Below are 6,763 nucleotides of genomic sequence, written 5' to 3' on the forward strand. Positions count from 1 at the left end.
AGCCGGAAAGATGAGGACTGCAGGATATGCGGGAAACCAATCGAGAAAAAGGTATCGGCAGGAAGGGGGACCCATTATTGTCCCCGCTGCCAGAAATTATGAACGAGCCTGAACACATTTAACATCTGATAAGCCCTTGCCATATAGTATTGTAATGATTTTTGGGAGGGCTATTAGATGACTGAAACCTTCGCCTTATTACTGCTTGCATTTGCGGTAAGTCTTGACAGCTTTAGTACCGGTTTGACGTACGGATTACGAGAAGTGAAAATTCCTTTAAAATCAATCAGTATCATATCGGTTTGCTCGGCAAGCTCGCTGCTTGCCGCGATGATGGTAGGAGATACGATTCAATCCATTTTATCCCCGGTTTGGGCAGGCCGTATTGGCGGGCTGATCCTCGTCTTGATCGGTGCCGTTGTTCTTTATCAGTTCTTCAGACCGGAAAAAGGTTCAGAAGTGAACCAGTCAGAAGAGAAAACACTGATCAATTTTGAAATCAAGTCTATCGGATTAGTTATTCAAATCCTCAGGAGACCGCTGACAGCAGATTTTGACAGGTCGGGAACGATTACAGGAATTGAAGCGTTCATGCTCGGGATCGCCTTATCGCTCGATGCTTTTGGGGCAGGGATCGGAGCAGCGCTGCTGAATTTCTCCCCGCTTCTACTGGCACTGGCCATTCTTTTTATGAGCTTTATCTTTTTATTATCAGGCTTGAAGATGGGGCAGTTCTTCTCCCATTTGAAATGGATCCACCGTGTTTCCTTCCTGCCGGGCGTATTGTTGATACTTATAGGAATTCTGCGTTTTTAATTGAAAAGGCAATGTAGAAAGGAATTGACATATGGCTATTATTCTAGGATTGACAGGCGGTATCGCAAGCGGTAAAAGTACTGTCTCAAACATGCTTGAGCAGAAAGGGTATACGGTTATAGACGCTGATCTTGCTGCAAGGAAAGTCGTGGAGACAGGGCAGCCGGCTTACCTTGCGATTGTTGAGGAATTCGGCAAAGGCATCCTGCATGAGGAGAGTGAAACGATAGACCGTGCAAAGCTCGGAACTATTGTATTCCGCAATGAAGAAATGAGAAAAAAACTGAATGGCATCGTTCATCCTGCCGTGCGCGGACTGATGCTGTCAGAGAAGGATCAAGCCGCCGCTTCGGGAAAAAACACGATCATCATGGACATTCCGCTTCTGTTTGAAAGTGAACTGACTTGGATGGTCGACCGGACGATCGTCGTATATGTAGATGAAGAAACGCAATTGTCAAGGCTGATGAAACGAAATCAATTCACCAAACAAGAAGCATCTTCACGAATCGCTTCCCAGTTTCCACTGAAAGATAAAGTCGGACTCGCTGATGCTGTTATCAACAATAATGGAACGATTGAGGAATCGGAAAAACAGCTCGACATGATAATAAATGACTGGAATCTAAGACCATAATGCTTAACAAGAGGCTGGGACAACAGTGTTTTAGTCTAAGTAAAACCCGAACTAATTTGAATTCAAGGATTCATATTAGTTCGGGTATTTTTTTAGATTTATAAAATGTCCATTTAGTTTTTAGCTTGTTCCAGCGGTTGATTGGAGCTGAACATGTGAGCCCCCCAGGAGCGACCGAGGAGGTTTGCGGGCGCAAAGTCTTGCCCAGAAATCTTTAGAGTCAACACTGAAATGTTCACCTTTAAATAGGTGTTTATTCTTGCCTCTTTATGTACTTGAATGCGTTTCATAAATATGTTTAAGAGCAATTAACCGAGGAATTTATTAATGTATCCATCATTTTTCACATGAACGTAGAATATAATTTGTCAGAATAATAAAACATTAAAAATCAGCAAATTACTTATTAACTATTTCTCTGAATATGTTATACTATTTTTAGTTAATAAACATATAAGTATAACATTAATATAGAGGGGAGCCGGATTTATGAAGGCGAAAATTGCGATTAACGGTTTTGGACGCATTGGAAGAATGGTTTTCAGAAAAGCGATTATGGAAGAGAACTTAGAGGTTGTTGCTATTAATGCAAGTTATCCAGCGACAACATTGGCACATCTGATTAAGTATGACACAAATCACGGTACATTCGATGCCGAAGTACTGACTGAAGAGAATGCCATTATCGTAAACGGGAAACGAGTTCAATTATTAAGTGATCGTGATCCGAAAGCATTACCTTGGAAAGCATTAGGCATTGATATTGTAATCGAGGCGACAGGTAAATTTAATTCCAAGGATAAAGCAAGTCTTCACATGGAAGCCGGCGCTAAGAAAGTCATCCTCACAGCACCAGGAAAAAATGAAGATATCACGATTGTCATGGGTGTAAATGAAAGCGCATTAAATATCGAAGAGCATTCCATTATTTCAAATGCATCCTGTACGACAAACTGCCTGGCTCCTGTAGCTAAAGTGCTGGATGAACAATTTGGAATTGAGAACGGTCTGATGACGACGGTTCATGCATATACAAATGATCAGAAGAACATTGATAATCCTCACAAAGACTTGAGAAGGGCAAGAGCATGCGGGCAATCGATCATTCCTACAACAACAGGAGCCGCTAAAGCGCTGTCTCTCGTGCTTCCTCAATTAAAAGGCAAGCTGCACGGTATGGCCCTTCGCGTACCTACCCCAAATGTGTCACTTGTCGACCTTGTGGTAGACGTGAAAAGAGATGTTACAGCTGAAGAAATCAATGAGGCATTCATTACAGCGTCATTGGGTTCTTTAAACGGGATCGTCGAATATACAACTGAACCGTTAGTTTCCATTGACTTCAATACAAATCCGCATTCGGCTATCATCGACGGATTATCGACAATGGTAATGGGAGACCGTAAAGTGAAAGTGCTTGCGTGGTATGACAATGAGTGGGGTTACTCCTGCCGTGTAGTCGACCTGGCAAAATTTGTCGCCTCAAAAATGGATGCCAAAACAGAAGTGAATGTTTGAAAGAATCAACAAAAACGATAAGGTATACCAATAGAACGTCCCCGCCGGGCGTTCTTTCTTTTGCCTTTCTACATAAGCAATGATCGTAACCTGATTTGATCACCCAGGAAGGATGCGCATGAAACTAAAACAACTGCTGTAAACCCGATAGAGTTTGAAAAAGTTTTTAAAAATTTATTGCAAAAGAATATTAAACAAAGTATACTATTTTTCGTGAACTTCTTAAAAGCAGATGAATACTGATTTAGCTACTTAAAGGGTTAGGACCTCTTCGGACTAACTTTCCCCCGTGGTAGTTAAGATTTTGCCGAGGGATTTGTTCATTTTGACGAAAAAAATTATGTCAAAGGGGGAAACGATCAATGGAAACAATGGGTCGTCACGTAATCTCGGAACTGTGGGGTTGCGATTTCGAAAAACTTAACGATGTTATTGGAATTGAAAAAACGTTTGTAGATGCTGCACTTAAATCAGGTGCTGAAGTCCGGGAGGTAGCCTTTCATAAATTTGCTCCTCAAGGTGTGAGCGGTGTTGTGATCATCTCAGAATCACACTTGACCATTCACAGTTTTCCTGAACATGGTTATGCAAGTATTGATGTATATACGTGCGGTGATTTAGATCCTAATATTGCTGCTGAATATATTGCAGATGCTCTTGGTGCAGATACTCGTGAAACAATCGAGCTGCCTAGGGGAATGGGTCCTGTACAAGTGAAAAAATCACAGGCTCAAGCACTTTAATAGTGATTAATGTAAGGGATGCATGATGATGCATCTCTTTTTCATGTCAAAGTGACTTTGGTGCGGTTCTGAAGGGTGGTAAGGGGGATTCGCCCATTTTGAATACCTGACAACTGCTTGTATCGTCCGTTTTTTCAGAATATCGTCCATTTTTACGTTTTATCATCCAAAAACCCAATATATCGCCCATTATCCAAAATACGACAAATTTTGCCGCCCAAACCACCCACCAGCCATTCAACCAACTCCAATTCCAATTCCCTCCTATCAAGCACTTATCCCCGTGTTTCACAATCATCAATTTCCAACTCTGCCTTTTTCGTGTAAAATAAAGATAAATAAAGGGAGGCAGGAAAATGAGTGGACTACGAACCCTGTTAAGAAGATTTCAATCAGAATGTGAAACGTCGGATAAGAATGAAGATCCCGGCTTGCGTTCAGAGTATTATAAATCGATGCATGGAGCAGCATACAATGCCGTACTTGACTTATTCTCTTCTTCAGAATATGAGGTCATTTCAGAATCCAAGGAACGAGGGGAAATCACGGTACGGAAAAACGGGACTCCGCGGCTATTTATCGTTGCAACTGTGATCACCGTCCGTCCCCTGGAAACGGCAGTCGATTTCAAGGTCAGTGCGGATAAGGGGAAGATCTTCGGTACATATAGTGTGTTGAAAGGGCAGATCAGGCATTATTATCAAGCACTGGGCGGTCAATTGACAAAGGTAAAATAACGGGAAATCCTTATTATGCTTGTGTATGCGGCAGCTTTTTTATATGATTGAAGTAATAGTTATTTAAAACGGAGCTGATAATATGAAATGCCCGTCATGCCAGCATAATGGGACTCGGGTAGTCGATTCCCGTCCCGCTGATGAAGGACGCTCAATCAGAAGGCGAAGAGAATGCGAAGAGTGCAACTACCGGTTTACGACATTCGAAAAAGTGGAGGAACTTCCGTTGATTGTCGTGAAAAAAGAAGGTGTTCGTGAGGAATTCAGCCGTGAAAAGATTCTGCGTGGATTGATCAAAGCCTGCGAGAAGAGGCCGGTCCCGCTTGAACGCCTGGAGAAAATCTCGATGGATATCGAAAAAGAGCTCAGAAATCAGGGGACCTCTGAAATTGAATCCGTCAAAATCGGCGAAATGGTCATGGACGAGCTTGCGAAGGTAGACGAAGTGGCGTACGTACGGTTTGCATCCGTCTATCGACAATTCAAGGATATCAATGTATTTATAGATGAATTAAAAGAATTAATAAAAAAAGAGTAAAGTCGTGAGCTGAAGAGACATTCTTTAGCTCTTTTTCTCTTTATATTTTTGAAAGGTAGAATCAGACTATGAAGAAGCATTGGAATGAAATACAGCCGATCGATCACTACATCGCAGCGACAAACGGGATGCTTCAGGAATATGACCGTAAGATTATCACATTCCTTTATCAGCCTCTGATCGGGTCAGCACCTTATAGTTTATACATGAGTCTATGGGGGGAAGTGGAGGAAAACAGGCTCTGGTCATCAGAATCCGCTCATTACCATTTAATGAACGTTCTTTCTGCAAATCTGCAGGAAGTATACGAAGCGAGATTGAAGCTTGAAGGAATTGGTCTTTTAAAAGTCTATGAGAATAAAAACGAAGGGGAACGAAGCTTTCTGTATGAATTGCAAAGACCCCTTCTTCCCCAAGAGTTCTTTCATGACGGTATGCTGAATGTGTATCTTTATCAGAAAATTGGCAGGACACATTATATGCGTCTAAAGCAATTCTTTACCGATAAGGCTGTTGACAAGGTGCAATACAGGGACATTACCCGCTCATTTCAAGATGTTTTCACATCGGAACAGAACATCAATTTCCTGAATCATGATGCAAATACTGAATCGGAAACCGATGCAGGCAGGAAATTCATTCACTATCAGAACGGTTCCGGGCTCCCCCTTGACGAGGTGGATTTTGATTTTCAACTGCTGCTTTCCGGGCTGTCAGAGGTAATGGTACCGAGAAAGGCTTTCACGATGAAGGTGAAGGAAACGGTTAAGAAGCTGAGTTATTTATACGGGATCGAACCTCTGCAAATGAAGAATCTGGTCTTGAGCTCTATTGATTCGGAGGATGAAATCGACCTCGAAATGCTGAGAAAAGCAGCACGGGACTGGTACCAGCTGCAAACCGGGGATAAGCTGCCGGATTTAGCTGCACGGGTATCCCCCGATAGGGAAGTGAAAAGAACGGACAAACCGCTTACCAAGGAAGATGAACTGCTGGAATATCTCGAAACGACTTCTCCGAAGGATGTACTTTCGGATATCTCTAATGGAAGCAACCCTTCTAAATCAGATCTTCAGGCTGTCGAAGAAGTACTGCTGTCCCAGAAGCTCCCGGTCGGTGTCATGAACGTGCTCATTCAATATGTCCTTTTGAAGACAGATATGAAACTCACGAAAGGTTATATGGAAAAAATAGCTTCACATTGGGCGCGCAAAAAAGTGGAGACAGCCGGACAAGCGATGGAGCTTGCTAAAAAAGAACATCAGCAATACCTCGAGTGGGCACAAGGTAAAAAAGAAAATAAAACCACCAGAAGAAAACCGGTACGGACGGAGAAGCTGCCCGAATGGTTTAAAGAGGGAGTCATCATGGATGAAAAACCCGCTTCTTCTGAAAGTGATGATTACGACTTTGAAGCAGAAAAGAAAAAACTTGAAGAAGAACTGAAAAAATTCAGGAAGTAGGTGAATGATAAGTGGAAAGAATCAACAACACCCTAAAAAAACTGGCTGCATCGGGCTCATTTCAGCAACGCTATGAAAAAATGAAAAAAGAAATTCTTGAAAATCGCGATGTAAGAGACTTCATCAATAAGAATCGTGATCAAGTCACTTCTGAAATGGTGAACGAAAGTCTGATGAAGCTTTATGAATATATTTCCCAAAGCAAGGAATGCAGGGAATGCCCTTCTCTTCAGGAGTGCAGGAATATGATGAAGGGGTTTGACCCACACTTGGTCATCCGCGGAAACACGATTGATATCGAATATCACCGG

General features: G+C 42.2%; 8 protein-coding genes and 1 pseudogene. All 9 read left to right on the plus strand.

What is annotated here, in order from left to right; genetic code table 11:
• Positions 1 to 102, plus strand: a 102-nt coding sequence (locus HP456_RS17725) for a zinc finger domain-containing protein (RefSeq protein WP_281358079.1), incomplete at its 5' end; no start/stop codon positions are given.
• 75 nt (positions 103 to 177) lie between these two features.
• The gene (ytaF, locus tag HP456_RS17730; protein WP_172253571.1) at positions 178 to 816 is read left to right on the plus strand and encodes a sporulation membrane protein YtaF; all 639 of its coding nucleotides are present in this window, start codon (positions 178 to 180) and stop codon (positions 814 to 816) included.
• A 31-nt stretch (positions 817 to 847) separates the two neighbouring features.
• On the plus strand, positions 848 to 1,453 hold the full coding sequence (gene coaE, locus HP456_RS17735) for a dephospho-CoA kinase (protein WP_172253573.1): 606 nt from the start codon (positions 848 to 850) through the stop codon (positions 1,451 to 1,453).
• A gap of 489 nt (positions 1,454 to 1,942) precedes the next feature.
• Positions 1,943 to 2,971, plus strand: a complete 1,029-nt coding sequence (locus HP456_RS17740; RefSeq protein ID WP_172253575.1) for a glyceraldehyde-3-phosphate dehydrogenase — start codon at positions 1,943 to 1,945, stop codon at positions 2,969 to 2,971.
• Positions 2,972 to 3,333: 362 nt separating this feature from the next.
• Positions 3,334 to 3,714, plus strand: a complete 381-nt coding sequence (gene speD / locus HP456_RS17745; protein WP_172253577.1) for an adenosylmethionine decarboxylase — start codon at positions 3,334 to 3,336, stop codon at positions 3,712 to 3,714.
• 356 nt (positions 3,715 to 4,070) lie between these two features.
• A complete protein-coding gene (locus HP456_RS17750; protein WP_172253579.1) occupies positions 4,071 to 4,451 on the plus strand; it encodes a cytosolic protein in 381 nt (126 codons plus the stop codon).
• An 82-nt stretch (positions 4,452 to 4,533) separates the two neighbouring features.
• Positions 4,534 to 4,989 (plus strand): transcriptional regulator NrdR, encoded by a 456-nt coding sequence (gene nrdR / locus HP456_RS17755; RefSeq protein WP_172253581.1) that lies wholly within the window; start codon positions 4,534 to 4,536, stop codon positions 4,987 to 4,989.
• A 68-nt stretch (positions 4,990 to 5,057) separates the two neighbouring features.
• Complete coding sequence (locus HP456_RS17760) at positions 5,058 to 6,452, plus strand: replication initiation and membrane attachment family protein (protein ID WP_172253583.1); 1,395 nt, start codon at positions 5,058 to 5,060, stop codon at positions 6,450 to 6,452.
• An 11-nt stretch (positions 6,453 to 6,463) separates the two neighbouring features.
• Positions 6,464 to 6,763 (plus strand): annotated as a pseudogene (locus HP456_RS17765) (primosomal protein DnaI); the annotation flags it as partial.

Origin of the sequence: Bacillus haikouensis (genome assembly GCF_013179555.1) — a bacterium.
In the GTDB taxonomy this organism is placed as follows: Bacteria; Bacillota; Bacilli; order Bacillales; family Bacillaceae_B; genus Rossellomorea; species Rossellomorea haikouensis_A.